General features: G+C 44.0%; 26 protein-coding genes and 1 tRNA gene. 25 read left to right on the top strand and 2 right to left on the bottom strand.

Annotated features, from left to right (window positions below; translation table 11 throughout):
• Positions 1 to 237, bottom strand: a 237-nt coding sequence (locus G541_RS09400) for a helix-turn-helix domain-containing protein (protein ID WP_155824494.1), incomplete at its 3' end; no start/stop codon positions are given.
• A gap of 164 nt (positions 238 to 401) precedes the next feature.
• Here G541_RS09400 and yfmF point away from each other — a divergent pair.
• The 23 genes from yfmF (at position 402) to trxA (ending at position 25,158) form a co-directional block, all read left to right on the top strand.
• Positions 402 to 1,661 (top strand): EF-P 5-aminopentanol modification-associated protein YfmF, encoded by a 1,260-nt coding sequence (gene yfmF, locus G541_RS0104760; protein ID WP_027826666.1) that lies wholly within the window; start codon positions 402 to 404, stop codon positions 1,659 to 1,661.
• 1 nt (position 1,662) lies between these two features.
• A complete protein-coding gene (gene yfmH / locus G541_RS0104755; protein ID WP_027826665.1) occupies positions 1,663 to 2,940 on the top strand; it encodes an EF-P 5-aminopentanol modification-associated protein YfmH in 1,278 nt (425 codons plus the stop codon).
• Between the two features lie 12 nt (positions 2,941 to 2,952).
• Positions 2,953 to 3,681, top strand: coding sequence for an elongation factor P 5-aminopentanone reductase (gene ymfI, locus G541_RS0104750; protein ID WP_027826664.1), 729 nt, complete (start codon positions 2,953 to 2,955; stop codon positions 3,679 to 3,681).
• Between the two features lie 93 nt (positions 3,682 to 3,774).
• Positions 3,775 to 4,647, top strand: coding sequence for a helix-turn-helix domain-containing protein (locus G541_RS0104745; protein ID WP_027826663.1), 873 nt, complete (start codon positions 3,775 to 3,777; stop codon positions 4,645 to 4,647).
• 60 nt (positions 4,648 to 4,707) lie between these two features.
• Entirely contained in the window at positions 4,708 to 5,298 is a 591-nt protein-coding gene (gene pgsA / locus G541_RS0104740) for a CDP-diacylglycerol--glycerol-3-phosphate 3-phosphatidyltransferase (RefSeq protein WP_027826662.1), read from the top strand.
• Between the two features lie 151 nt (positions 5,299 to 5,449).
• Positions 5,450 to 6,703, top strand: a complete 1,254-nt coding sequence (locus G541_RS0104735) for a competence/damage-inducible protein A (protein ID WP_027826661.1) — start codon at positions 5,450 to 5,452, stop codon at positions 6,701 to 6,703.
• Between the two features lie 78 nt (positions 6,704 to 6,781).
• A complete protein-coding gene (gene recA / locus G541_RS0104730; protein WP_027826660.1) occupies positions 6,782 to 7,882 on the top strand; it encodes a recombinase RecA in 1,101 nt (366 codons plus the stop codon).
• A 240-nt stretch (positions 7,883 to 8,122) separates the two neighbouring features.
• Positions 8,123 to 9,685, top strand: a complete 1,563-nt coding sequence (gene rny / locus G541_RS0104725) for a ribonuclease Y (protein WP_027826659.1) — start codon at positions 8,123 to 8,125, stop codon at positions 9,683 to 9,685.
• 98 nt (positions 9,686 to 9,783) lie between these two features.
• On the top strand, positions 9,784 to 12,399 hold the full coding sequence (gene mutS, locus G541_RS0104720) for a DNA mismatch repair protein MutS (RefSeq protein ID WP_027826658.1): 2,616 nt from the start codon (positions 9,784 to 9,786) through the stop codon (positions 12,397 to 12,399).
• 18 nt (positions 12,400 to 12,417) lie between these two features.
• On the top strand, positions 12,418 to 14,385 hold the full coding sequence (gene mutL / locus G541_RS0104715) for a DNA mismatch repair endonuclease MutL (protein WP_027826657.1): 1,968 nt from the start codon (positions 12,418 to 12,420) through the stop codon (positions 14,383 to 14,385).
• 17 nt (positions 14,386 to 14,402) lie between these two features.
• Positions 14,403 to 15,008, top strand: coding sequence for a Holliday junction branch migration protein RuvA (gene ruvA / locus G541_RS0104710; protein ID WP_009553834.1), 606 nt, complete (start codon positions 14,403 to 14,405; stop codon positions 15,006 to 15,008).
• Between the two features lie 13 nt (positions 15,009 to 15,021).
• Positions 15,022 to 16,032 carry a Holliday junction branch migration DNA helicase RuvB gene (ruvB, locus tag G541_RS0104705; protein WP_009553833.1) on the top strand — a complete coding sequence of 337 codons (1,011 nt, stop codon included), beginning with the start codon at positions 15,022 to 15,024 and terminating at the stop codon, positions 16,030 to 16,032.
• A gap of 16 nt (positions 16,033 to 16,048) precedes the next feature.
• A complete protein-coding gene (gene queA, locus G541_RS0104700) occupies positions 16,049 to 17,092 on the top strand; it encodes a tRNA preQ1(34) S-adenosylmethionine ribosyltransferase-isomerase QueA (protein ID WP_027826656.1) in 1,044 nt (347 codons plus the stop codon).
• A 15-nt stretch (positions 17,093 to 17,107) separates the two neighbouring features.
• Positions 17,108 to 18,253, top strand: coding sequence for a tRNA guanosine(34) transglycosylase Tgt (gene tgt / locus G541_RS0104695; protein WP_027826655.1), 1,146 nt, complete (start codon positions 17,108 to 17,110; stop codon positions 18,251 to 18,253).
• A 69-nt stretch (positions 18,254 to 18,322) separates the two neighbouring features.
• Entirely contained in the window at positions 18,323 to 18,658 is a 336-nt protein-coding gene (yajC, locus tag G541_RS0104690; protein WP_027826654.1) for a preprotein translocase subunit YajC, read from the top strand.
• 208 nt (positions 18,659 to 18,866) lie between these two features.
• Positions 18,867 to 20,333: a glucose-6-phosphate dehydrogenase gene (gene zwf, locus G541_RS0104685; RefSeq protein WP_009553829.1), complete on the top strand. Its 1,467-nt coding sequence runs from the start codon at positions 18,867 to 18,869 to the stop codon at positions 20,331 to 20,333.
• 165 nt (positions 20,334 to 20,498) lie between these two features.
• Positions 20,499 to 20,765 (top strand): IreB family regulatory phosphoprotein, encoded by a 267-nt coding sequence (locus G541_RS0104680; RefSeq protein ID WP_009553828.1) that lies wholly within the window; start codon positions 20,499 to 20,501, stop codon positions 20,763 to 20,765.
• Complete coding sequence (ruvX, locus tag G541_RS0104675; RefSeq protein ID WP_009553827.1) at positions 20,766 to 21,206, top strand: Holliday junction resolvase RuvX; 441 nt, start codon at positions 20,766 to 20,768, stop codon at positions 21,204 to 21,206.
• A gap of 16 nt (positions 21,207 to 21,222) precedes the next feature.
• Positions 21,223 to 21,525 (top strand): DUF1292 domain-containing protein, encoded by a 303-nt coding sequence (locus G541_RS0104670; RefSeq protein ID WP_009553826.1) that lies wholly within the window; start codon positions 21,223 to 21,225, stop codon positions 21,523 to 21,525.
• A 126-nt stretch (positions 21,526 to 21,651) separates the two neighbouring features.
• Positions 21,652 to 21,915, top strand: a complete 264-nt coding sequence (gene zapA / locus G541_RS0104665; RefSeq protein ID WP_009553825.1) for a cell division protein ZapA — start codon at positions 21,652 to 21,654, stop codon at positions 21,913 to 21,915.
• Complete coding sequence (locus G541_RS0104660) at positions 21,912 to 22,394, top strand: CvpA family protein (RefSeq protein WP_027826653.1); 483 nt, start codon at positions 21,912 to 21,914, stop codon at positions 22,392 to 22,394. Before zapA ends, G541_RS0104660 begins: the two co-directional genes overlap by 4 nt.
• A gap of 11 nt (positions 22,395 to 22,405) precedes the next feature.
• Positions 22,406 to 24,766, top strand: coding sequence for an endonuclease MutS2 (locus G541_RS0104655; protein WP_027826652.1), 2,361 nt, complete (start codon positions 22,406 to 22,408; stop codon positions 24,764 to 24,766).
• 80 nt (positions 24,767 to 24,846) lie between these two features.
• Entirely contained in the window at positions 24,847 to 25,158 is a 312-nt protein-coding gene (gene trxA, locus G541_RS0104650; protein ID WP_009553822.1) for a thioredoxin, read from the top strand.
• A gap of 80 nt (positions 25,159 to 25,238) precedes the next feature.
• On the opposite strand, the gene G541_RS0104645 is transcribed toward trxA, so the two are convergent.
• On the bottom strand, positions 25,239 to 25,751 hold the full coding sequence (locus G541_RS0104645) for a YslB family protein (RefSeq protein WP_027826651.1): 513 nt from the start codon (positions 25,749 to 25,751) through the stop codon (positions 25,239 to 25,241).
• A gap of 114 nt (positions 25,752 to 25,865) precedes the next feature.
• On the opposite strand from G541_RS0104645, the gene G541_RS0104640 reads away from it, so the two are divergent.
• Together G541_RS0104640 and G541_RS0104635 are read left to right on the top strand one after the other, a co-directional pair.
• Positions 25,866 to 26,459, top strand: coding sequence for an XTP/dITP diphosphatase (locus G541_RS0104640; RefSeq protein ID WP_027826650.1), 594 nt, complete (start codon positions 25,866 to 25,868; stop codon positions 26,457 to 26,459).
• 45 nt (positions 26,460 to 26,504) lie between these two features.
• Positions 26,505 to 26,577: transfer RNA gene (locus G541_RS0104635), tRNA-Glu, on the top strand.
• The last annotated feature ends 43 nt before the right edge of the window (positions 26,578 to 26,620 follow it).

Here is a 26,620-nt window from a genome sequence, read left to right as displayed (position 1 = left end):
GATTAGTCGCTTGAGGTTAGCCGTTAATGAGCATTTACGACCACGATAACTAAGTTTAGTTTCGTGGTCGGCTTGCGCACTAGTCGCATGGTATTCACCCTTTAACCGGTGAATTTCATTAAAGATAGTAGTCTTACTAAAGCCCAGGTAATCAGCGATATATCGAAGAGATCGCTTTTCATGACGAAGCGTTTCGATGACAATGCGGTCTGAAAATGATAAGATAGTGGTGCCCATAAAGGTCCTTCTTTCTAATGGAATGTTGTAACGACACCATTAAAGACCTTTATGGGTTTTTCTGTCCACTAAAATGTTCAACTTAAATTTTACAATCTGCCATTTTAAATTGTTAATAAAAGAATATAATAAAGCCAAAAGAGGAAAGTTAGGGAGGAAATTGCTTGGAAAAAGAAATTTATCCAGGAGTAACACTAACGGTTATTCCTACAAAGCAGTTCACAACAACACAAATCATTGTTTCATTTACGGGAGTTATTCCTGATGCAAATTATTTAACGACCCGGTCGTTACTGGCATACATGCTTGAAACAAGTAGTCAAAAGTGGCCTACTCAAAAAGCCGTTGCTCAGAAGCTATCCCAGATGTATGGGGCAAGCTTTGGAACGACAATCAATCGCCGCGGACGGACCCACAGTTTAAGTTTTGTTGCGGGAGTAGTGCATGATAAATATTTGCAGACTGATACAGATTTAGTACAGGAAGCAGTGATGTTTTTAAAAGAAATGATTTTTCATCCCTTAGTTAAGGAAGGGGCTTTTGATGAGGATACCTTTAAGTTGCAAAAAAGCAACTTGGCAACGTATATGGAATCAGTAGATGAAGACCCCCGGTTAATGGCCTTATACGGCTTGCGATCGCACTACTTTGATGATCCTAGCCAAAAAGTACCACAGTTTGGGACACCAGCAACACTGAAAGATGTAACCAACCAAGACTTGTACCAGGCCTATCGTACGATGGTTACCAAGGACCAGGTCAATATTATTGTGACGGGGGATGTTGATCCAGCGATAATTATGGGGTTGGTAGCGACATTGCCCCTGGGTCCTCGAACCAAGCTAGATAGTACGATCCAGTATGATCAACCAGCACAAGGATCAGTCCGAAAAGTGACAGTCAAGCAGCAGTTACAGCAGACCAAGTTGAATTTTATGTATCATTTGCCATTGGATCTTAACAGTAATGATTTTTTTGCCGCTATTGTATTCAATGCTTTATTTGGGGGCGATCCTCAATCAAAATTATTTATGAACGTTCGGGAAAAAAGCAGTATGGCATATTATGCTAGCAGTAATTTTGATGTTTTACGGAATGTTTTGTGGGTCCAAACGGGAATAGAAACTGCCAATAAAGAAAAGGTAAAATATTTGGTGGCTGCGCAATTAGCGGCCCTCCAACAGGGGGACTTCACAATGGCAACTGTGGAGAATATAAAGAAAAGCCTTATTAATGAACGGATTAGTCGGGAAGATACCCAAGCGACTTTAGGCACCCGGGCCCTGATCGGGAACTTACTAGGGCGGCAGTATTCAACTGCAGAATGGTGCCAGCGGATCAAAAATATCACTAAGGATGATATCGTAACCATAGCGCAGCGGGCGTCGCTGCAATTAGTATATTGTTTAGAAGGAGGACACTAGCATGCAGGAAACATTATACCCATTGTTTGCGGAAAAAATGCAAACAGAGCGTTTAGCCAACGGTTTATTGGTGAACATGATTGCGCGTCCTAATTTTCATAAAACATATGCTATTTTGACAGTCGACTTTGGTTCGATTGATGACACGTTTACCACTGAACAAGGGGAAAAGATAACGGTTCCGGCAGGAATTGCACACTTTTTAGAGCATAAACTTTTCGAAAAAAAGGATCATGATGCATTTGATCTTTTTGGGAAATACGGCGCTGATGCCAATGCCTTCACTAGTTATACACGGACAAGTTATTTATTTGCTACTACAAGTCACCTGGACGAATGTATGAACGTATTATTAGACTTTGTGCAGACACCGTACTTTACGGAACAAACAGTGGCAAAAGAAAAGGGCATTATTGAACAAGAAATAAAAATGTATGATGATGATCCTTCATGGCAGCTGTATCAAAAGACAATGGCAAACCTTTATCCAGGTTCCCAGCTAAGTTTGGATATTGCAGGCAGTGCAAGTAGTATCGCACAGATTACAGCCCAGGATCTTTATACATGTTATCGATATTTTTACCAGCCAAGTAATATGAACTTGTTTGTAATTGGTAACTTTGTGCCGGATGAACTTTTGGCAGTGATCAAGCAAAACCAAGCACAAAAAACTTTCCCTGAAAAAGTTGTGCCCCAACGGTTCTTTACGCCCCTTGCACAACCAGTTGTACCTCAAACAGTGGTTCCTTTGGCAGTTAAGGTGCCAAAAGTTATGCTCGGAATCCGGGGTACAGAGGCGTTACCGATGAATCGGGAGGGGTTAAAGAAGAAGGTTGCATTGGAATTGTTATTACACCTCTTATTTGCGGAAACCTCCCCAACATACCAAGAGTTGTACGACCAAGGGATAGTGGATGACAGCTTTGATTATGAGTTGCAAGTGGAACGGGGCTTTTATTTCATATTGGTTGATGGCAATACTCGGCAACCAGAAGCATTTGTAGCAGCGATTAAGGAAATTTTGCAGACTGCCCCAACGACTGTGGCCAAACTTACTGAGGAATTAGCCTTAGCTAAGAAAGAATTTCTGGGGCAGACAATCAAGAGCATTAATTCTTTGGAAGCAATTGCTAACCGGTATGAAGGACCGTTGTTTGGCTATGCTACGATTTTTGACTTAGTACCGTTGGTTCAGGAAGTAACTTTAGCGGATGTTCTTGCTGCCACTAAGATAATCGACTTTGATAATCTAACAATCAACCAGGTTGTGCCACAGTAAGGAGATAGAGAAATGACAAAATGGGCATTGATAATTGGTGCATCAGGAGGGATTGGTCAGCAAATTGCAACGACTTTAGCAGCTGACGGCTGGTCATTATATTTGCACTATCACCACCATGAAGAAACAATTCAGCAAATGGTCGACTATTTTAATCACCAGTATGCCGGGCAAGAATTTATCCCCGTGCAATATGATCTGACTGATGAAGAGAATTTATCGGCTTTGACAAGCAACATTTTTGCTCTAGATGCACTGGTTTTTGCACAAGGAACAACGCATTATAGCTTATTTAAGGACTTGCCTTTGGTAAAATTGCAGACGATGTTACAGATGCAAGTGGTAACCCCACTGCGCTTGGTCCAGGAATTTGAGGATAAGTTAGCACGATCATCTCACGGCCGGATCGTTTTCTTGGGTTCGGTATATGGTGGTGCTGGCAGCCCAATGGAAGTAGGGTATAGCACGGTCAAAGGAGCATTGTCTGCCTTTGCTAGGGCGTATGCCCAGGAGGTCGCATCGACAGGAATTACAGTAAACGTGGTTGCCCCTGGAGCAGTGGCTACGCCGATGAATGATATTTTTACCGGTGCGGAAAAAGCAGCCGTGACAGAAGAGATTCCGGCCGGGCGGTTTGCAGATCCTAACGAAATCAGCTACTGGGTTAAGGTCCTTTTGGACCCGGCAGCCCAATACTTAACTGGGGAAACAATCTACGTTACCGGAGGATGGTTAAGATAAGCTTAATCCATATTAATCTTTGCTGGTCTGTGTGATATACTTTAAAACAGATTATTTTATTAGAGATTGAAATTTAAACGGAGTGTAAATTCAATGAGTGAAATTGGTGAAAAACTAAAGAATGCGCGGGTAGAGAAGGGCTATACCCTCGATGATTTACAACAAATTACTAAGATTCAAAAACGGTATTTAATTGCAATTGAAGAGGGGAGATTTGAAGCTTTACCGGGAGCATTTTACATCAAAGCATTTGTGCGGCAATACGCAGAAACGGTTGATTTAAATCCCCAGGAGTTATTGGCTGAACTCAATGCTGAATTAGGTCAAGGAGCACCAACTGAACCAGTAAAGCAAAATGAAGCAGTGACTAGAACAGCAATTTTGCGGGAAAAACAAAAGACATCCCAGCCATCGAAATTGGAACGCTTTTTATCATACTTACCAACTATCATTATCGTGGCGGTTGTCATCGCTATTTTGGGTTCGATTTATATCGTTGCTTGGGGGAATCACCAAAAAAATGCGGATCAGCCAATTGATGTTTCATCCGCCAAGGTTGAAAAAACAAGCGATGGTTCAACAACTCCTAAGAAGAAAAAGAGTTCATCCAAGGCGGCTAAATCTGCTGTTACAAGTCGTAAGCAAAAGATCACTTATATTAGTGGTACCACCTACACTTACCAATTAAAGAACGGGGCTAAAAAGAATAAGATCACATTGAAAGCAACTAACGGAGCTGCATGGAATGCGGTTACTGTTGATGGGACACAGGTTTGGCAAGGAACATTGACCAGCGGGAGCACCCATACCGTGACAGTTCCAGCCGACGCTACTAAAATCAAGCTTTCGATTGGGAATTCTAAAGCAACGAGTTTGACAATTAACGGACAAGAATTCAACTACAAGAAGCAGGGAAATGGCGAAACTGTTCGGACGCTGATCATCAATGTTGGTAAAGCGGCCTAAGCTCACTCTGTAAGGCGTGTGGTTGTTAATGTGAGGAATGGATAAGGGAGTATATTTAAGATGAATTTACCTAATAAGTTGACAGTTATCAGAATTTTCTTAATTCCGCTGTTTATGCTGGTTTTACTTTTGCCACTAGAATGGGGCGAAGTAACTTGCTTAGGAACGGTAATACCAGTTACGCAGTTAGTAGGCGCAATCATTTTTGCGGTGGCTTCGATCACTGATTTTGCTGACGGACAGATCGCACGACGACGGCACTTGGTATCCAATTTTGGTAAGTTTGCAGATCCCTTGGCCGATAAGATGTTAGTCATGACAGCATTTATTATTTTGGTCCAAATGGGAAAGGTGCCTGCATGGATTGCAGCGATTATTGTTTGTCGGGAATTAGCGGTGACCGGGTTGCGCTTGATCGTCGTAGAAAATGATGGTGAAGTTATGGCAGCTGCTATGCCGGGGAAGATCAAGACTTTTACGCAAATGTTTGCGATTATCTTCTTGTTCCTTAACAATGTTTTATTTGCACCGGTACACTTTCCAATTGGTGAAGTTCTCTTATATATTTGCTTATTCTTCACTGTATATTCGGGAGTAGAATACTTCTATAATAGTCGAGACGTTTTTGCTGATTCGTTTGGAAAAAAATAAATTAACCATCAAATAAGGGCTAAGCGGAATTTTTCCGTCTAGCCCTTATTTTTGTAAATCGATGAAAAATTAATGCTCTTTATGTGTATCTATATTTTAGAAGGATAAAGAGTAAAATAAGAGGTAAACAAGGCAAAGGTAGGGACAGATAATGAGGGCAGAAATCATTAGTGTAGGAACGGAGCTTTTATTGGGCGAAGTGACGGATACCAATGCACCGTACTTAAGTCAGCAAATGGCGCGGCTAGGAATAGATGTCTACCACCGGACGACAGTTGGGGACAATGAGCACCGCTTAGTGGCAGCCCTTGAACAGGCACAAGCAAATAGTGATTTAGTGATCATAACAGGTGGTCTCGGTCCCACTGCTGATGATATTACTAAGCAGGTTGTAGCTCGGTTTGTTAACCAACCGTTAGTGGGCGACCAGGCAGCTGCCAACAAAATCGCACACTATTTTGCTGGGCGAAACGAAGTGCCGGCACCGAATAACCGCACACAAGCGGAGTATATCAATGGGGGCCGAAGTTTAGCTAATTCAGTAGGGTTAGCGGTGGGAACGTATTATTATGCTCAAGCAACCCAAACCCACTATGTTTTGTTACCGGGGCCACCTCAAGAATTGCAGGTTATGGTAGAACAAGAACTTATGCCAGTGTTACGTCAGTCATTGCCAAACTTGCAGCCATTATTTACTCATGTGATGCGCTTTTTCGGGATTAGTGAATCGCGACTAGCAGCTTTACTCGCAGATGTGATTGCCCAGCAATCTGACCCGACTATTGCATTGTATGCGCAACATGGTGAGGTAACTATTCGTCTGGCCAGTCGGGCTAATACGAGTGCAGAGGCTGAAAAGAAGTTAATACAGTGTGCCAACGTGATTTTAGAACGGGCTGGTCAATATTATTATGGACATGGGGCTGACAACTCATTAGCCAATGTGCTTGTCCAGAAACTGCAGCAAGAGCACTTGACGATTGCGGCAGCGGAAAGTTTAACGGCTGGCTTGTTCCAGAGCACATTAGCGACTATTCCAGGAGTTTCAGCAGTGTTTTATGGGGGCTTTGTGACATATGCGACAGAAGCCAAGGAACGTTTTTTAGGTGTTCCCCACGAATTGATTGCTCAAAACGGGGTTGTAAGTCAAGCGACTGCTCAAGCAATGGCACAGCACACACAAAAACGTGCCCAAACAGATATTGCAGTTTCGTTTACTGGTGTTGCTGGACCAGGGCAAGTGGACGGACTTCCAGCCGGAACAGTTTGGATAGGGCTACAATTCAAGGATCAAAAACCACAAGCCCGGGAATTTCACTGGCCAAAAATGACGCGCCAAGAAGTACGGCAGCGGGCTGTTTTAGCTGGCTTGATGATGGTTTTACAGGCACTCAAAAAGCAATAAGGGAACTTTTGTTCTTGTGTTTTGAAGTGAAAATCAGTATTATAAAAAGTATGAAGAAGGAAGAAGGAGGCACATTAAGTGGCGGACGAAAGAAAAGCGGCCTTAGAAAAAGCCTTGAAAAAAATCGAAAAAAATTTCGGTAAGGGTTCCATCATGAAGATGGGGGCTGATACCAATACAGAAATCGCAACGATCCCAACTGGTTCTATTGCTCTTGACGAAGCTTTAGGCGTGGGTGGTTATCCTAAAGGGAGAATTGTTGAAATTTATGGTCCTGAAAGTTCTGGGAAAACAACAGTTGCTTTGCATGCAGTAGCTGAAGTTCAGAAACGTGGGGGGACAGCAGCTTATATTGACGCTGAAAACGCACTTGATCCTAAATATGCTCGGGCACTAGGGGTCAACATTGATGAATTGTGGCTGTCACAACCAGATTCTGGGGAAGAAGGCTTATCAATTGCGGAAGCATTGATTACCTCTGGTGCGATTGACATTATAGTTATTGATTCTGTGGCGGCTTTAGTTCCTAAGGCAGAAATTGACGGAGAAATGGGTGACGCCCATGTTGGTTTACAAGCACGGATGATGTCCCAGGCCCTGCGGAAGTTATCTGGGATGATTAACAAGACCAAGACAATTGCAATCTTCATTAACCAAATTCGGGAAAAGATTGGGGTAATGTTTGGTAACCCAGAAACGACTACTGGGGGACGGGCATTGAAGTTCTACTCCACTATTCGGTTAGAAGTTCGGCGGGCTGAACAGATTAAAAAAGGCTCAGATATCATTGGTAACCGCGTACGGATCAAAGTGGTTAAGAACAAAGTTGCTCCCCCATTTAAGGTTGCTGAAGTCGATATTATGTACGGCGAAGGTGTTTCTAAGACCGGCGAATTACTTGATATGGCTGTGGAAAAAGATATCATCCACAAGAGCGGTTCATGGTTCTCATATGGCGACAAACGCATTGGTCAAGGTCGGGAAAACGTTAAGAAGTACCTAGCAGACAATCCTGACTTCATGGCGGAAGTAACTACCAAGGTGCGAAGTGCTTATGGCATTAGTGAGGCGGGAACGGCTGAAGACGCTGCTGAAAAGCCAGCAGCGACTACGAATGCTAGTGATAAGCAGCTAGATCTCAAGGTTGCACCTACAAATGCTACTAATACTAAAGAATAATTAATTGCATATTTAAAACAGGGACAGCCAGCACTACGAGATAGGGCTGTCCTTTTGTTGTCCGGTAAATAAATATTTAAATTAGTGGATCCTAATGCGACCAACTAGGAGTAATTATTGACAGTAACCGGGCAAAAACATTAAAATATCAATGTGTATGTAATTCAAAATAAAAACATCAATGATTGGTGATTAGATTAGTGATCATTAATGATGGTGTGGAGGTGTAAAGATTTGAGTATGATAATCGTAATCCTCGCCATCGCTATTATTGCGGCTTTAATGATCGGTCTTGTTATCGGATATAGTTTACGTAAGGCTTTTCACGAAAAGGCTTTGGATCAAGCTACGCAGACAGCAGAAGGGATTATTGCTACCGCCAAAAAAGACGCGGCAGCTCGCAAGAAGGAAGCTCTGTTAGAGGCTAAAGATGAAAGTCATCGTTATCGTAAAGAAATCGAAAGTGAACTAAAAGAGCGGCGAGCCGAAGTTCAAAAGCAAGAAAATCGGCTTTTACAACGGGAAGAAAACCTTGATCGCAAAGACTCCCAACTTGACAAAAGAGAAGGAGCACTTGAACAGCGGGAAAGTAAGTATACCCGGGATAACCAGATCTTAAAGCAAAAGCAAGAAGATGTTTCCAACTTAATTCAGCAACAACAAGATAAACTAGCTCAGATTGCTGCTATGACGCAGGATGATGCTAAGCAATTAATCTTGAAGCAAACACGGGCTAGTCTTGATCATGAATTAGCAGTAATGATCAAAGATAATGAAGCTGAAATCAAAGCAACTGCTGATAAGACAGCCAAGAACCTTATTGCGCAAGCAATTCAACGGAGTGCTGCCGATATGGTTTCTGAAAGCACGGTTTCCGTCGTTACCTTACCTAACGATGAAATGAAGGGACGGATTATCGGGCGTGAAGGACGCAATATTCGTACCTTAGAAACGTTAACAGGGATCGATTTGATTATTGACGACACACCAGAGGCAGTCGTTTTGAGTGGTTTTGACCCAGTAAGAAGAGAAATTGCCAAGGTGGCATTAGAGAAGTTGATTCAAGACGGACGGATTCATCCCGCTCGGATTGAAGAAATGGTTGAAAAAGCTACTAAGGAAATTGATTCTAAAATTAGAGAAAAAGGGGAGCAAGCCTTGTTTGATCTGGGCTTGCATGCAATGCACCCTGATTTAATTAAAACCGTTGGGCGGATGCACTACCGGACCAGTTATGGGCAAAATGTTTTGGTTCACTCCATCGAAGTAGCTAAAATTGCGGGAGTGCTAGCAGCTGAATTAGGCGAAAATGTCGTAATGGCAAAACGCGCAGGATTATTACACGATATCGGAAAAGCAATTGATCATGAAGTAGATGGTTCACACGTAGAAATAGGTGTCGAATTGGCTAAGAAGTACAAAGAAAGTGACGTAGTTGTGAATACTATCGCATCACATCACGGGGATGTAGAACCAAAATCAGTAATTGCAGTGTTAGTGGCTGCAGCTGATGCGATTTCTGCAGCTCGGCCAGGGGCACGGAGTGAATCACTTGAAAAGTATATTCACCGTTTAGAAAAACTGGAAACAATTGCTAATGATTTCTCAGGAGTTAAGAAGAGTTATGCAATCCAAGCAGGACGCGAAGTTCGGGTGATTGTAAAACCAAGCGAAATCAATGATTTACAAGCAACGGTCTTAGCACGAGATATCAAGAATAAGATTGAAAATGAGTTAGAATATCCAGGACATATTAAGGTCACGGTTATTCGCGAAACGAGAGCAATCGAATATGCCAAGTAGGTTGCTTAAAAAGTCACGCTTGACGTGACTTTTTTTATTTTTTAGTGATAAATGTTAAAATTAAACAGAATGAAATCGAGAAGAAATGGGGCAAGTTGATGGCTAAAAAAAGTGTAACACCTATGATGAAGCAATATCTGGAGATCAAGCAGGATTACCCAGATGCTTTTTTGTTCTATCGTATCGGTGATTTTTATGAGATGTTTTATGATGATGCGATTAAAGGGGCACAAATTTTAGAATTAACTTTGACCCAACGGAATAAAAATGGGCAAGAACATATTCCAATGTGTGGTGTTCCCCACCATGCAGCCAGTAACTATATCGATATTTTAGTGGAAAAAGGGTACAAGGTGGCTATTTGTGAGCAACTAGAAGACCCAAGTACAGCTAAAGGGATGGTTAAGCGGGGGGTTATTCAACTAATTACTCCCGGAACATTAATGGAGCAAAAAGCTGGTGAAAATAAGAGCAATAATTATTTGACCGCAATCCACCAGACAGATGACCAGTATGGTTTTGCCTATGTTGACTTATCAACCGGCGAAATGCGGTCAACGGTGCTGAAAGATTTGACTGCTGTTGAAAATGAATTAGTCGCAACCCGGACTAAAGAAATTGTTATTGATGAGAGTGTGACTGCACCAACCCGCGCTGTAATCGATAAGCTTAAAATTCTCCAGTCCCAACAGAATACGGTGGAGCAAAGAAGCGAGTTCAGTTATGTTAGCCAGAACCTAACAGCAGATGCTGAAATTCAAGCCGTTAAGCACCTATTGATGTATTTAACGGTAACGCAAAAACGAAGCCTAGCCCATTTACAGCAATCAGTTCATTATCAACCAGCAGACTTTTTGCGCCTAGACCGCTATGCCAAGCGCAACCTTGAATTGATCAGCAACTCCCGTACGGGCAAGAAGAGTGGGACACTTTTATGGTTACTAGACGCAACTAAAACGGCTATGGGGGGCCGGCTGTTGAAGCAATGGATTGAACGGCCATTACTTGAACGCCAACAAATTGAACAACGCCAAGCCTTGGTCCAATTGTTATTAGATAATTTCCTGGAACGCAATACCATCCAAGAAGAATTAACCCACGTGTACGACCTGGAACGGTTAGCAGGGCGGGTGGCATTCGGAAATGTTAATGGCCGGGATTTGATTCAATTGAAAACGTCATTACAACATATTCCGCAAATAAAATATGTTTTAAGCGAGTTAGATGGTCAGGCTTTCAAGCCCCTGCTTGACCAACTCGATCCGGTTGAAGAAGTAGTGGACTTGATCGATCAGGCGATCGTCGACGACCCCCCAATTGCAGTAACTGATGGTAACTTAATTCGACCAGGATACAACGCAGAGCTCGACCAGTATGTCGATGCGATGCAGAATGGCAAAAAGTGGCTAGCACAGTTAGAGGCACAGGAACGTCAGGCCACAGGAATTAACAACTTGAAAATTGGTTATAACCGGGTTTTTGGCTATTATATTGAAGTTTCTAAAGGGAGCTTGGCTAAGTTACCTGAAGATCGTTACCAACGGAAACAAACCTTAACCCATGCCGAACGGTTTGTGACACCAGAATTGAAAGAGAAAGAAAATCTCATCTTGGGAGCTAAAACCAAAGCGACTGAATTACAGTATCAGCTGTTTGTAGCTTTGCGGGAACAGATTAAAGATCAAATTAAACGGCTGCAGCGGTTGGCCCATGGCTTGGCGCAACTTGATGTTTTGCAGAGTTTTGCTGTTATTAGCGAAGAAGCACACCTTACCCGGCCCCAGTTCACCGATGGGCATGATTTGCAGGTGACAGGTGGGTGGCATCCCGTAGTGGAAAAGGTAATTGGCAAGCAAAGTTATGTCCCAAATGACATCAATATGCCGGCATCTTTGGACATTCTTTTGATCACGGGACCAAACATGTCGGGGAAGAGCACTTATATGCGGCAGTTAGCGTTGACAGTAGTGATGGCGCAAATTGGCTGCTTTGTGCCGGCTACCAAAGCTACCTTGCCATTGTTTGACCAGATTTTTACCCGGATAGGGGCTGCGGATGACTTAATTTCCGGAGAATCAACCTTCATGGTAGAAATGATGGAAGCCAATGATGCTTTACGACAAGCAACACCTAATAGCTTGATCTTATTTGATGAAATTGGCCGGGGAACAGCTACTTACGATGGGATGGCCCTGGCCCAGGCAATCATTGAGTACGTCCATGACCACATCCACGCCAAAACTTTATTTTCAACGCACTACCATGAGTTGACCGCGTTAGAAGAATCATTGCCAGCATTGAAAAACATTCATGTTGGAGCGATGGAACAAAATGGCGATTTGGTTTTCTTGCATAAGATGCAAGATGGACCAGCAGATAAATCATATGGGATCCATGTGGCTAAGCTAGCTGGGATGCCAACTTCATTGTTAGAGCGGGCTAACAAGATTTTACAGCAGTTGGAAGCGGGGGCTGACAATCAAGACGCCAAAACAGAGCGGGATGTTCGTCAGGCAAGTAGTGTCCACATTGCTGAACAGGTGCCAGCTGAAAAAGGTCAGCTATCGCTCTTTCAACCTGAGGCAACGGCAAAGCCGCGGTCTAGTCAAGAGGACCAAGTCCTAGCAGCTATTAAGAATTTAGACCTTATGGATATGAAGATGTTTGACATTGTTAAGGCAGCTGTCAAATGGCAAGAGATGTTAAAGAAATAAGCGAAAGGAAGGATTGCTGTGGGCAAAATCCATGAGTTAGCACCTAATTTAGCGGATCAAATTGCGGCCGGAGAAGTCGTAGAACGTCCAGCTTCGGTAGTCAAAGAATTAGTTGAAAATGCAATTGATGCCCATGCGACAACGATTGACATTGTAGTCGAAGAGGTGGGCTTGAAGTCAATTCAGGTGATGGATAATGGTGACGGGATTCCGGCTGATGAGGTGAAACTTGCCTTTAAGCGCCATGCCACCAGCAAGATCAGTGCGCGCGAAGATTTGTTTAAAGTGCAGACCCTTGGCTTTCGGGGGGAGGCGTTGCCAAGTATTGCCTCAATCGCCGATGTGCAGCTAACTACTGCAACGACTGATCAGCCCGGAACTGCTATCCACCTTAAAGGGGGAACTGTTTTGGAATTTGGGGTGAGTGCCAGTCGTCCCGGAACTACCATCACAGTTACTGAGCTATTCTATAACACCCCTGCGCGTTTGAAATACTTGGGCTCCTTAGCGACAGAGTTAGCGGCTGTTAGTGATATTGTTAACCGGTTGGCGTTAGGTCATCCTGAAATTGCCTTTTCACTGACCAATAACGGACATCAATTATTGCAAACAGCGGGCAATGGCAATTTGCAACAAGTGATTGGGGCAATTTATGGGGTGCAAAGTGCCCGGCAGATGCTAGCTATTACCGGTGAAGATCACGATTTCAAGGTAACCGGTTTTGTTTCCCTCCCCAAGTTAACGCGGGCAGCCCGCAAATACATCAGCTTATTAATTAATGGCCGGTACATTAAAAATTTTCAATTGACTAAGGCTTTGATCAAGGGATATGGTTCAAAGTTGATGATTGGCCGTTATCCAATTGCTGTGCTTAATATTGAACTCAACCCGCTATTGGTGGATGTTAATGTGCACCCGACTAAGCAAGAAGTCCGCATTTCTAAGGAAGAACAGCTAACGCACTTGATCGAAACAACAATTGCTAACCGGCTGACGACGGAAAATTTGATTCCAGATGCTTTAGAAAATTTGCATGCCAATAAGAAAGTCGATTTAGTGCAGCTCCAAGCCGGTATGGCGGCAGCCTTTGAGGATTCACAGACCGATAAAAGAGAAAAGCAGCTTTCAGAAGCAGGATCTACTGCATACCACCAGCCCCAAGAAGGCCCGCTGGGCACGTCGGCTGAAGTTCGGGAAGATGCCGGACCTGAACCACCAACCGTAATTATCAAAAATAAAGCAGACCTAACTAAACCACTAGTACAAAAGTGGGATCAAAAATACAGTGCTAAAGAGCACACTTCAGCAACGGAACCGAACTCAGAATTGGTCCCAGCGGAACAGACAGAAGCAGGAGAAACAGCCCGTTTCCCTGAGCTCAAATATATTGGCCAGATGCATGGAACCTATTTGTTGGCGGAAAGTCCAGCAGGCTTATATATTGTGGACCAACATGCAGCCCAGGAACGAATTAAATATGAATATTTTAGGCAAAAAATTGGGGAAGTATCTCCCGATCAACAGAAGTTATTATTGCCAATTGTATTGAACTATCCCGTGACAGATATGGTCCGGATTAAACCCAATCTAGAGAAGTTGGCACAACTTGGGATCATTCTGGAAGACTTTGGTCCTAATAGTTATGTTGTGCGGCAACATCCAACCTGGTTTATTGCTGGACAAGAGGAAGATACGATCAAAGAAATGATTGATTATTTTCTGCAAGACCAACAGCTTTCGATTGCTAAATTTCGGGAGAAGACAGCGATTATGATGAGCTGTAAACGGGCCATCAAGGCTAACCAACATTTGGATGACCGCCAGGCCAAAGCTTTGTTGACCCAGTTAAACCAGTGTGAAAATCCCTTTAACTGTCCGCATGGGCGACCAACGTTAGTTCACTTTACTAGCCGGGACATTGAGCGCATGTTCAAGCGTATTCAAGATCCACACCATACAGACTTTATTGACAAGGAATTGAAATAAGGAAAGGATTGGAGTAAATGTACGAATACTTTATTGGAAAAATTACTGATGTTACCCCTTATTACATTGTGATCAACGTTGGTGGGGTGGGGTACCGCGTTTTAGTGGCTAATCCTTTTCGCTATACGGCAACTAATGACGACCAGAAAGTCTATATTTATCAAGCTGTGCGTGACAACGATATTAGCTTGTATGGATTTCAAACTTTTGATGAAAAACAACTTTTTATTAAGCTATTGAGTGTTTCTGGAATAGGGCCTAAAAGTGCTTTGGCGATATTAGCCAATGAAGACCACAGTGGGTTGATCAATGCGATTAATACTAACAATGACAAATTCCTGACTAAGTTTCCAGGGATTGGTAAGAAGACAGCCCAGCAGATTATCTTGGATCTCAAGGGAAAAATGAAGGAAATTACCCCTGCCAACTTGGTGGGACAGCAGGCTTTAGATGTAACACCAACGGATGCTAGTCCGGCCTTACGGGAAAGCTTGGAGGCCCTAGCTTCTCTCGGTTATACTAAGACTGATATTAAAAAAGTTGGGAAACAATTACAAAATTTTGCAGGCAAGGATACAAACGAGTATCTGAGCCAGGCACTACACTTACTCAACAATAAATAAGTGAGGTGAGAAGATGACAGAGGATGAACGCTTAGTTTCTGGTACGAGCAGTGACCAGGCTGAACGGACGGACGAACTTTCCCTCCGTCCCCATTTACTGAGCGAATATATTGGACAGACTAAACTCAAAGATGAAATTGGGGTCTATGTTCAGGCTGCCAAACAACGGGAAGAAGCGCTCGACCACGTGCTCTTGTATGGACCACCGGGCTTGGGGAAGACCACTATGGCGAGTGTGATTGCAAACGAAATGGGGGTCAATATCAAAACCACTTCGGGGCCGGCGATTGAAAAGAACGGTGATTTGGTTGCCCTATTAAACGAGCTTAACCCGGGCGATGTCCTATTTATTGATGAAATTCACCGTTTACCCAAGGCAGTAGAAGAAGTATTATATTCTGCAATGGAAGATTTCTTTATTGATATTATCATTGGTCAAGGACCGACTGCCCATGCAGTCCACTTCCCCTTACCACCATTTACGCTGATTGGGGCGACTACCAAAGCTGGGATGCTGTCTGCACCGTTGCGGGAACGGTTTGGAATAGTGGGACACATGAAGTATTATTCGGTTACGGAGCTGACGGCCATTGTTGAGCGGTCAGCAGCCGTTTTTAATAGTCGGATTGCTAGCAGCGGGGCGGTCGAGATTGCCCGGCGATCACGGGGGACCCCCCGGATTGCCAACCGGCTATTGAAGCGGGTGCGTGACTTTGCTGACGTGGCCCAAATGGATGAGATCAATGCGGAGATAGTTGACTATGCCCTGGCAATGTTGCGGGTCGACAAGAAAGGGTTGGATGAAACCGACCGCAAATTACTGACCACAATGATTGAGCTCTATGATGGTGGTCCGGTCGGGGTTGCAACTTTAGCGGCCAATATTGGTGAAGAAACTGAGACAATCGCGGATATGGTTGAACCTTATCTCATGCAAATTGGTTTTATTAAGCGTACTCCACGGGGACGGGTAGCCACAGCAGCTGCTTATGCCCACCTGGGAATGAAGCAAACAAATAAATAAAAGAAGGTAAGAGAAATTGAGTACACCACATTACACAACTAGTGATTTTGATTATGATTTGCCAGAAGAATTGATTGCCCAAACACCACTAGAAAAAAGGGATCAATCACGGATGTTAGTGCTTGATGCACAAACTGGTGAATATCAAGACGATTATTTTTACAATGTTATTGACCAGTTAAACCCGGGTGATGCGTTGGTTATGAATGACTCGCGGGTGATGCCTGCCCGGATTTATGGGACCAAACCAGAAACGGGTGGCCACTTGGAAGTGCTGTTGTTGAACAACACCCATGGTGACGAGTGGGAAACTTTGGTCAAGCCAGCTAAAAGAGCAAAAGTGGGGACAACCATTAGTTTTGGTGATGGCGAATTGACCGCTACGGTTACCAAGGAATTGGAGCACGGTGGGCGGATGATTGAGTTCCATTATGATGGGATCTTCATGGAAATATTGGACCGCTTGGGGGAAATGCCGTTACCACCTTATATCAAAGAAAAGCTGGACAACCCAGAAATGTACCAAACAGTTTATTCACGGGAAGTCGGCTCAGCAGCAGCTCCTACGGCGGGGTTACACTTTACTAAAGAATTGCTACAAAAGATCGCTGATAAGGGTGTGAAGTTAGTTTATCTAACCCTCCATGTGGGGTTGGGAACGTTTAGACCAGTCTCAACTGATAATATTGAAGAACACAAGATGCACAGTGAGTTTTACCGGTTAACTCCTGAAGCAGCGGCTACGCTTAACGAAGTGCGGGCCAATGGGGGCAAGATCGTTGCGACCGGGACCACCTCAATTCGAACTTTGGAAACGATTGGTACTAAGTTCAATGGTGAAATCAAGGCTGACAGTGGTTGGACTGATATTTTCATCAAACCAGGCTATGAATGGAAGGTAGTCCAAGCTTTCATTACTAACTTCCACTTGCCAAAGTCAACGCTAGTGATGTTGGTAGCATCCTTTACGGGACGCGAAAACATCTTGAATGCATACAAGCATGCAGTTCAAGAAAAGTATCGCTTCTTTAGCTTTGGGGATGCAATGTTTATCAAATAACAGGGAGGAATATGAATGACGGAACCAGCTGTGAAGTATCACCTAAAAAAGAAGGAAAAGCATACTGGTGCCCGCCTGGGAACATTGGAAACCCCTCACGGGACATTCCCAACCCCAATGTTTATGCCAGTAGGAACTCAGGCCACGGTGAAAGCAATATCGCCGCGTGAGTTAAAGGAAATGGGCGCAGGAATTATTTTGAGTAATACCTACCACCTGTGGCTCCGACCAGGAGAAGAGCTGGTGGCTGAAGCAGGGGGACTGCACCACTTTATGAACTGGGATCAGGGAATTTTGACTGATTCTGGGGGCTTCCAAGTTTTTTCACTGGCGCAAATGCGGGACATTACCGAAAAAGGAGTCCACTTCAAGAGTCATTTAGATGGACGGAACTTATTCCTATCACCAGAAAAAGCGATCGCGGTAGAAAATGCTTTAGGAGCCGATATCATCATGAGTTTCGATGAATGCCCGCCGTTCTTTGAATCATATGACTATATTAAAAAGTCAGTTGAACGGACATCACGTTGGGCAGAGCGGGGCCTTAAAGCACATAAACATCCTGATCGGCAAGCATTGTTTGGGATCGTCCAAGGGGGCGGTCACAAGGACCTCCGGGAACTAAGTGCTAAAGCGTTAGTATCACTGGACTTCCCGGGCTATTCTATCGGGGGCTTGTCTGTTGGGGAGTCAAAAGCTGAGATGAACCATGTGCTCGACTTTACAACCCCATTATTACCAGAAAATAAACCACGATACTTGATGGGAGTAGGGTCACCTGACGCTTTAATTGACGGTGTGATTCGGGGCGTTGACATGTTTGACTGTGTTCTCCCCACTAGAATTGCCCGCAACGGAACTTGCATGACATCACACGGACGCGTGGTAATCAAGAATGCGGTCTATGCCCATGATTTCAATCCTTTAGATGATAATTGTGATTGCTATGTTTGCCAGAACTATACGCGGGCATATCTCCGCCACCTGTTCAAAGCGCAAGAAACATTGGGATTGCGTTTGGCATCGTATCATAATTTGTATTTCTTGTTACACCTGATGAAGCAAATCAGACAGGCAATTGCTGATGATAACTTGCTGGATTTCCGGGAACAGTTCTTTGAGGAATATGGCTACAATAGACAAAATAGCCGTAACTTCTAAAAATTTAACTATTAACTTGTGAAAAGTTTTGTTAAAGTATTCAATGAAATAGTTGAAGGAGTGAAAATAATGAACAGCGGTACAATGAGTTATGTATTACTATTTGCAGTTGTGATCATCATGTTATGGTTCACAATGCGGAGCCAATCCAAGCGACAAAAGCAACACCAACAATTGGTGGACAGCTTGAAGCGGGGCGACGAAGTTGTGACAATCGGACGGTTGCACGGTGTGATTGATAGCATCAACACTGAAGATAAGACTGTTACTTTAGACTGTGACGGGGTATATTTGGTATTTGATAGCGTGGCAATTGCACGGGTAGTTAACCGGGCTAAGGACGCAGCTCCTGCTGCATCCGCAGAAGCATCAACTGAAGAAAAAGCAGATAAGGACGCAGAATAATTATTCTGGAGTGGTTGAATAAAAGTCATCTGGTACTATTTGAGTGCACTGACTAATACCACAAATATTTAGGAGGAGAGGATGTTAAGTGATTAGCATTTTTTCCTCCTCTTTATTTCGCTCCATATTTTATAAATTCTAAATATTTGTGATTTATTGGGGATAAGTTTAAAATTGATTTAGTTAATCTTGAAAGTAGGAACGAACCATGAGAGAAGAAAAAGCGCTATTTATTATCTTTGGGGGGACAGGAGACCTGGCCCAAAGAAAGTTGTATCCGGCGTTATTTAATTTATACCGGCGGGGACATATTCAAAAGAGTTTCGCTGTTATTGGGACAGCCCGGCGGCCATGGACAGATGAGCACTATCGAGAAGTAGTCGCTGATTCTATTCGGGGAAGTGTCGACGCAGACTTTTATACCGAAGCGATGGTTGAAAATTTTGCCGACCATTTTTATTATCAATCACATAATGTAAATGATACGGAACACTACATGATCCTTAAAAAGTTGGCTCAACAGCTGGATGATGAGTATGAAATCGGGGGAAACCGGGTCTTTTATTTGGCAATGTCACCACGTTTCTTTGGGACAATTGCCGAACACTTAAAGACGCAAAAGTTAGTGACTGATCACGGCTACAACCGGGTCGTAGTGGAAAAGCCTTTTGGGCGGGATTTAGCCACTGCAACTGAACTCAACCAATCAATTGAGAAGTATTTCCCGGCTGACTCGATTTTTCGGATTGACCATTATTTAGGTAAGGCGATGATTCAAAACATTACCGCCATTCGGTTTGGAAACAGTATTTTCCGGAATTTATGGAACAACCGCTACATCGATAATATTCAAATCACTTTGAGTGAGTCCTTGGGGGTTGAAGAACGGGCAGGCTATTATGAAACAGCGGGCGCTTTACGGGATATGGTTCAAAATCACATCCTGCAAATTGTGTCCCTGCTGACTATGAATGCCCCAGTTTCCTTCAATGATCAAGACCTGCGCCAAGAAAAGATCAGTGCGCTCAAGTCGCTGAAGGTATATACTCCGGATGAAGTGGCCCACAATTTTGTGCGGGGGCAGTATGGACCAGGCGAAGGAGTACATGCTTACCGGGATGAAGATAATATTGCTGATGATTCAGCGATTGAGACGTTTGTTGCGGGTAAGCTCGAAGTGGAAAATATGAATTTCGCGGGGGTGCCGGTGTATATTCGCACAGGGAAGCGGTTGGCAACAAAGGCAACAAGAATTGATGTCATCTTCAAGAAAATGCCAACTAACATTTTCCCAGGTGTTGCTTTAACCAACAATGTTTTATCGATTGATGTTGACCCTAATGAAGAAATTACGCTGTACATCAATGATAAAGATTATGATACAGGTTTCAAGATGAAGCAGTTGCCTTTGGCATACCGGAATCAAAATCGGGATTGCCCAGAAGCATATGAGAAGTTGTTGCATGACTTGCTGCGGGGGGATGCAACAAACTTCACTCACTGGGAAGAAGTTAAGTATTCGTGGCAATTTGTGGACGCAATCCGCTCTGCTTGGGATATGGAAACACCAGCCTTCCCGAACTATGAATCAGGATCAATGGGGCCCCAAGCTGCAGATGAATTGCTGGCCCGTGACGGCAAGCAATGGTTCTTTGATCCAACTAAAACAAATTAGGTGATGTTGCCCCCTAGGACTTATTTGGCTTAGGGGGTTACTAGAATCAATAATCTTTTATCTAATCAACAATAGATAATAATTGTAGTAAGAAAAGATTATGTTTATTGTCAGTATATGGGTTTTCTAGTAGAATGAGTAAAGAAGATTGTGGAGGTGGATATTATGGGTTCGTTGGATAAAACTATGTATTTTAACTTTAATGACAAGCGACAAAAAGACGTTCATGACACCCTTTTGACGGTATATGCAGCTCTGGAGGAAAAGGGCTACAATCCAATTAATCAAATTGTGGGTTATCTATTGTCCGGGGATCCTGCTTACATCCCACGTTTGAACGATGCCCGCAATCTAATTAGAAAGTATGAACGCGATGAAATTATTGAAGAATTAGTACGGTCATACTTGGACAAAGATAGTGAGGCAAATTAAGTGGCACGATTAATGGGCTTAGATGTTGGTTCGCGGACAGTTGGGGTGGCGATCAGTGATGAGTTGGGCTGGACAGCCCAGGGGGTCGAGATCGTCCCTATCAACGAAGATGAACAAGATTTTAACATTACACGAATTAAGGAATTAGTTGACCAGTATGGGGTTGTCGGCGTGGTTTTGGGCTTGCCCAAGAACATGAACAATACTTCAGGCCCCCGGGTTGATGCCAGCCGTGCTTATGGGGACTTGCTGGTGCAGCAATTAGGCTTGCCCATCGACTTCCAAGATGAACGGTTGACCACGGTTGAAGCCGAGCGGATGTTGGTTGAAGAAGCCGATACATCGCGCCGTAAGCGCAAGCAGGTGATTGACAAATTGGCAGCGGCATTAATTCTGCAAAATTATCTTGATCGGCATGGCGAATTAACTAAAGTATTTTAGAAAATGAGGGATATTAATGGCGGAAAAGCAAAATATGAATGATGATAGCTTGATTACCCTAGTAGATGATAAGGGGAATGAAACACTGTATCAGATCCTGTTTACTTTCCAACCAGATGAATCTGATAAAGGCTATGTCTTATTGGTTCCGGATGACGCACAACCAGGCGAACAAGTTGATGTAACGGCATTTGCTTACTATCCTGATGAAGATGGTTCAGCGACAGAAGCGGAATTTTTTGAAATTGAAGATGATGCTGAATGGGAAATGGTTGAAGGTGTGTTAGATACATTCCTTAACGATCCCAACATGCAATAACAAAAGCTAATAGGGCTGTCACACATGTGGGCAGTCCTATTCTTTTTCTATGGTTGCATCACGACCAGTGTGCAAGAAGAATTATGGTAAAATGACGATAGAAAATTTTTGTGAGGGATTTTAGGTTTGGCAAATAAAAGACGATTTAAGATTGAAATTGATGGAAAAGATTATACAATCATTGGCGAGAGCTCGGCGGAACATATGCGGGCGGTAGTACATGTGATCCAGGAACAGCTAGCGGAGGTCAAGGAATTGATGCCAGGGATTTCAGATGAACGGGCCGCAATTTTACTGGCAATTAATGCAGTTTCAGACCAACTTAAACAACAAGAAAAGATTGACCAGTTGCAACAACAATTGGGCAAGACCGACCAGGAGCAGCAATGATAGTTTCGGTAATAATCTTGGGGTTACTCGCGATCTCGTTTCGGATCGGAGTAAAAAAGGGGCTATTAGCGATGTTGATCAACCTTATCGGGTACGGCGTAGTTTTGGGCTTGGCCTTTTTCTTAGCGCGGTATCTGGGGGATGGTCTCGCCAACATCTTTGATTTAGCCCATTTAACGGCGGGCAGTCGCTTGTTTTGTCGCTTACTAGCTTTTTGGACGGTGATTTTAGTCGGGGGAATCATCTGGCGGATGATCGCTCATACCTTACGCACCGTGACGAAAATGCGCGGTTTGCGGCAACTGAATGCGCTAGCCGGTGGGTTATTGGGCATGATGGTTGCGTATATCATGATCTTCTTTGCGTTAGTCTTCTTGGTCAGTTGGCCAACAACAACTTGGCAAAATCGGATTGAACAGTCCCAGGTTGCGCAATTTATCCTTAATAACACACCAGATTTGACACAATATTTACAATAGGGGTGATAAATGTGAATGAAAAAGCCCTCCAAGTGCTTGAATATGATAAAATTCGGAAAAAACTTGTAGAGTATACGACAACGGAAATGGGGCACCGCCTAGCATTGCGGATGCACCCGCTAGTAAAACAAGAGCAGATCCAACATCATTTAGATCAGACAAAAGATGGGGCGGATATTTTACGCCTTAAGGGCGGAATTCCTCTACCTCGTTTAGGCAATATTCGCCCATTTTTAAAACGTTTGGATATTGGGGCAAGTTTGAACGGGCAAGAACTAGCTGCGATTGGGCTGGTTTTGCGGACGACCAATCAGCTTAAGGTCTTTTTCCGCGACTTGCTCGATGAAGAAGTCCAACTCCTGTCATTAGACCAACTGGTTGATGAGTTGGTGTCATTGCCCCAGGTTGGACGGCGTTTGTTGACAGCTATTGATAATGATGGGTTTGTGACTGACGAGGCTTCGTCATTGTTACGCAGTTTACGGCGCCAAATTGCAACTACGGAAACACAAATTCGTGAGCAGTTGGGCCAGTTTACCCGGGGTAATAATGCTAAGTATTTGAGTAATGCGATTGTAACTATTCGGAATGATCGGTATGTGATCCCGGTTCGCCAGGAGTACCGGAATAAATTCGGGGGCGTTGTCCACGATCAAAGTGCTTCCGGGCAAACCGTATTTGTCGAGCCGAAGGCTATTGTTGAGTTGAACAACCGCCTAAAGCGGCAACAAAGTGCTGAACGGGAAGAAGTCAAACGGATTCTGGCAGAATTGTCAGCCCTGATTGCACCGTATACAGAAGAACTGCAAGCCAATGCGCATATCATCGGGCAGCTAGACTTTGTGAATGCTAAAGCCCGGTATGCCCATGCTATCAAAGCAACCGAGCCAATAGTTGACACGGATAATAACGTCTACTTGCGGCAAGTGTGGCACCCATTGCTGGTCCCCCAAAAAGCCGTACGCAATGATATCATGCTGGGGAAAGATTACCAGGCGATTATCATTACCGGGCCGAATACAGGTGGGAAAACAATCACCCTCAAGACTTTAGGCTTAGTACAAATGATGGGACAGTCGGGCTTATTCATTCCGGCCTATGAGGAAAGCCGCATTGGGATCTTTACTGATATTTTCGCTGATATCGGGGATGAACAGTCAATTGAGCAAAACCTCAGTACCTTTTCTTCCCATATGGTGAATATCGTTAATATCTTGCAGCATATCGATGCCCATTCCCTCGTCTTGTTTGACGAATTGGGAGCAGGGACTGACCCGCAAGAAGGGGCTTCTTTGGCGATTGCAATTTTAGATGCGGTCGGGGCGACGGGGGCCTACGTAGTGGCAACTACGCACTATCCAGAGTTGAAGGCCTATGGGTTTGAACGGCCAGGAACAATCAATGCCAGCATGGAGTTTGACGTTGAAACCCTGCAACCAACGTACCGGTTGTTAATCGGGATTCCCGGGCGGAGTAATGCCTTTAACATCTCCCGACGCTTGGGCTTGGATAAGACAATTATTGCAGCTGCCCAGGAATTAACGACCCAAGACAGTCAAGACCTCAACGCTATGATTACCGATTTGGTAGCTAAGCGCCACCAAGCGGAAGAAGAGGCCATTGCCTTGCAAAAGCACTTGGAAGAAGCAGAGAAGTTGCACCATGATTTGGCACAAACCTACGAAAAATTAGTTGCGGAACGAAGTCATCTCACTGAACAAGCTAAGATGAAGGCCAATGATATTGTCCAAGAGGCCCAGAAAAAAGCTGATGCGATTATTAATGACTTGCGGGCCATGCGGCTTAACGGGGCAGCGACAGTCAAGGAAAATCAGCTGATCGATGCCCAAACCCAACTTAACGCCCTGCACCAAGATATCCGCTTGCAACATAATAAGGTGCTCCGGAAAGCGAAAGAAAAGCAAGCTCTGCACCCAAACGATGATGTGTTGGTCCGCTCATACGGTCAACAAGGTGTCTTGATTCAAAAATTGGGAGACAAACAATGGGAAGTCCAGTTGGGAATTCTCAAGATGAAGATTGATGAGGATGACCTGGAGAAGATCCATGTTCAAGAAAAGAAGCAACCGCGATCAGGGGTTGTCTTACGATCAGCCCAAGCGAGCCATGTCAGTTCTAGTTTAGACTTGCGGGGCCAGCGTTATGAAGAAGCGCTGACCAATATTGATCGTTATATTGATGCAGCGCTTTTAGCGGGTTATAAACAGGTGACAATTGTCCACGGGAAAGGAACCGGAGCGCTGCGTTCCGGAATTACCAAGTATTTGGAAAACAACCGGTCAGTCAAGAAGTTCCAGTTTGCCCCGCCGAACGCTGGGGGCAATGGGGCAACAATTGTTTATTTCAAGTAAAATGGTAAGTGAGCAATTAAATTGCTTTCGGGATGGTTAATTGATATGATTACTTACGAAAAGAAAGTAGGAGGTTCACTATGGTTAAAGAACTAACTGATAAGACATTTAAGGAAGAAACAGCACACGGAGTTACATTTACAGACTTTTGGGCAACATGGTGTGGCCCTTGCCGGATGCAAGGTCCTGTGGTAGAAAAGTTGGCTGAAGAAATGGGCGATAAGGTTTCCTTTGGAAAAGTGGACGTTGATGCCAACCAACAAACGGCTGCTGAATTGGGAATCATGAGTATTCCAACGATGATCATCAAGAAGGATGGCGCAATCGTTGATACTATTATTGGTTACCACAGCAAGGAACAATTGGAAGCTAAGTTGAACCAATACGTCTAATAAATTGCTCTTGAATGCAGCATGAAAAAGCGGTGATAGCATGAGGCCTGGTGGCGTCATGTTATCACCGCTTTGTTGTATTATTTATCTTCAGGATGAAGTAAGGCCGTGAAAGCAAGTGGGGTTGTATCAGGGGATAATTCATCACTGGTAGGAGTTTTAGGATCAGTTTGGATGAGAATGCTAATTTTGTTGTTCTTTTTAGTATCATTCTCGAGCACACCTTCAGTTACCAAGCCGGTTTGTTGCTCAATGGTTTGGGCTAAAAATCCGGTTTCCAATAAAAATTGGGGAGTGTGGCTGTTGTTTTGGTGGCGGAGGGCAATGATTGGCCCAGTCAGAGTGAATTTTTGCTGGTGGGCATTGCTCTTTACCCGGGTTAGCTCACCCCAGTTAGCGGCAGCAAAAAAGCTGAAAATATCTTCGTCTGTTGCCAGGGCGATTTCGCGGGCTAGTTTCTTGCCGGCCCAATACATGAAATTACTGTCTTCGCCTACGATACTAGGGAGAAGCATGTCCCGAATGAGTTCGTAGCCCAGAGTAGAACCCAGCTCTGGGTGTGCGAGTGCTTGTTCAATTAGTTCCTTGTGCATTAGAGGTACTCCTTCGTTTAATATCAGTGCTTATTATACAGGTTTTTTAACCGAATTGTTAAATTCTATCCCATAGTGTAGTATAAACTTAAAAATATGCTGGAGGTAGCTGCGATGGATAAGATTTTGATTGCAACAAAGAATGCCGGCAAAGCACGCGAGTTTGCCCGGCTCTTTGCGCCCAAACAGATAGAGGTAATGACGCTTTTGGATTTGGAAGATGTTCCGCCAATTGAAGAAAACGGACAAACATTTACTGAAAATGCCTTGATTAAGGCACAAACTATCAGTAACTACTTGCACATTCCGGTGTTAGCGGATGATTCGGGATTAGTCGTGGATGCGTTGGATGGGGAACCAGGTATTTACTCAGCCAGGTATGCTGGTGATCATGATGATGCGGCCAACAACCGTAAGTTGCTTAATAAACTGGCGGACGTAGCTCCAGCGGACCGGACGGCCCACTTCCATTGTTCAATCGTGGTGGTCCAAGAGGGCAAAGAACCGTTAATCGCAACGGGGGACGCATATGGTCAAATTTTGACGGCACCACGGGGGAAGGATGGCTTCGGTTACGATCCGCTGTTCTACTATCCAGCAAAAGATAAGACCTTTGCTGAGATGACTGCTAGTGAAAAGAATACGGTTAGTCACCGGGGCTTGGCATTGCAAAAACTGCTCCAAGACTTTGACCAATGGTGGCAATAAAAAGCTTGACAACTAGGCTTTTTGGACTATACTTAGGAGAGTAATTGCCCGTTGGTCAAATTGGTTAAGACGTCGCCCTCTCAAGGCGGAGTTGCGGGTTCGATCCCCGTACGGGTGATTTGACTAAGTAAATTAGGAATGTCCTATTCGTTAGGGCATTC

The sequence above is a fragment of the Ligilactobacillus saerimneri DSM 16049 genome, from assembly GCF_000423265.1.
GTDB classification, from domain to species: domain Bacteria; phylum Bacillota; class Bacilli; order Lactobacillales; family Lactobacillaceae; genus Ligilactobacillus; species Ligilactobacillus saerimneri.
This window is presented reverse-complemented; position numbering and strand designations above follow the sequence as displayed.

What these genes read in the sequence shown, in the direction of transcription:
- ymfI (WP_027826664.1), top strand. Translation starts at nt 2,953, where the DNA reads ATGACAAAATGGGCATTGATAATTGGTGCATCAGGAGGGATTGGTCAG.
- G541_RS0104660 (WP_027826653.1), top strand. Translation starts at nt 21,912, where the DNA reads ATGATAGTTTCGGTAATAATCTTGGGGTTACTCGCGATCTCGTTTCGG.
- yfmH (WP_027826665.1), top strand. Translation starts at nt 1,663, where the DNA reads ATGCAGGAAACATTATACCCATTGTTTGCGGAAAAAATGCAAACAGAG.
- tgt (WP_027826655.1), top strand. Translation starts at nt 17,108, where the DNA reads ATGACGGAACCAGCTGTGAAGTATCACCTAAAAAAGAAGGAAAAGCAT.
- G541_RS0104640 (WP_027826650.1), top strand. Translation starts at nt 25,866, where the DNA reads ATGGATAAGATTTTGATTGCAACAAAGAATGCCGGCAAAGCACGCGAG.
- mutS (WP_027826658.1), top strand. Translation starts at nt 9,784, where the DNA reads ATGGCTAAAAAAAGTGTAACACCTATGATGAAGCAATATCTGGAGATC.
- G541_RS0104735 (WP_027826661.1), top strand. Translation starts at nt 5,450, where the DNA reads ATGAGGGCAGAAATCATTAGTGTAGGAACGGAGCTTTTATTGGGCGAA.
- ruvB (WP_009553833.1), top strand. Translation starts at nt 15,022, where the DNA reads ATGACAGAGGATGAACGCTTAGTTTCTGGTACGAGCAGTGACCAGGCT.
- G541_RS0104670 (WP_009553826.1), top strand. Translation starts at nt 21,223, where the DNA reads ATGGCGGAAAAGCAAAATATGAATGATGATAGCTTGATTACCCTAGTA.
- yajC (WP_027826654.1), top strand. Translation starts at nt 18,323, where the DNA reads ATGAACAGCGGTACAATGAGTTATGTATTACTATTTGCAGTTGTGATC.
- zwf (WP_009553829.1), top strand. Translation starts at nt 18,867, where the DNA reads ATGAGAGAAGAAAAAGCGCTATTTATTATCTTTGGGGGGACAGGAGAC.
- G541_RS0104645 (WP_027826651.1), bottom strand. Translation starts at nt 25,751, where the DNA reads ATGCACAAGGAACTAATTGAACAAGCACTCGCACACCCAGAGCTGGGT.
- G541_RS0104680 (WP_009553828.1), top strand. Translation starts at nt 20,499, where the DNA reads ATGGGTTCGTTGGATAAAACTATGTATTTTAACTTTAATGACAAGCGA.
- rny (WP_027826659.1), top strand. Translation starts at nt 8,123, where the DNA reads ATGATAATCGTAATCCTCGCCATCGCTATTATTGCGGCTTTAATGATC.
- G541_RS0104745 (WP_027826663.1), top strand. Translation starts at nt 3,775, where the DNA reads ATGAGTGAAATTGGTGAAAAACTAAAGAATGCGCGGGTAGAGAAGGGC.
- pgsA (WP_027826662.1), top strand. Translation starts at nt 4,708, where the DNA reads ATGAATTTACCTAATAAGTTGACAGTTATCAGAATTTTCTTAATTCCG.
- ruvA (WP_009553834.1), top strand. Translation starts at nt 14,403, where the DNA reads ATGTACGAATACTTTATTGGAAAAATTACTGATGTTACCCCTTATTAC.
- trxA (WP_009553822.1), top strand. Translation starts at nt 24,847, where the DNA reads ATGGTTAAAGAACTAACTGATAAGACATTTAAGGAAGAAACAGCACAC.